Origin of the sequence: Lactobacillus nasalidis (assembly GCF_016587775.1) — a bacterium.
Classification (GTDB): domain Bacteria; phylum Bacillota; class Bacilli; order Lactobacillales; family Lactobacillaceae; genus Lactobacillus; species Lactobacillus nasalidis.
This window is the reverse complement of the sequence record NZ_BOCG01000383.1, coordinates 1-218: the sequence shown is the minus strand read 5'-3', so window position 1 is coordinate 218 and position 218 is coordinate 1. Positions and strand designations below refer to the sequence as shown.

The 218-nt window shown below is 49.5% G+C and carries 1 protein-coding gene; it reads left to right on the top strand.

All coding sequences use genetic code 11. The annotated features are described in order from the left end of the window. The coding region (locus tag lacNas_RS07070; RefSeq protein WP_201331780.1) for a hypothetical protein at window positions 1-218 on the top strand (218 nt) is incomplete at both ends.

Genomic DNA, 218 nt, shown 5'->3' with positions numbered 1-218 from the left:
GACCCAACCAAGGTGACTCCAAACGAGCCAACTCCGACCGTACCAGGCTACTCAACTGATGTTCCGAACGTAACTCCGGAAGATCCAACTAAGGACACTCCTGTTGTTTACACTCAGAACAAGTATGGTCTGACTGAAAAGTTTGTCGATGAAGACGGCAATGAACTGTCACCGAGCGTAACGAAGGGGACTGAGTACAAGACTGGTGACAGCTACGA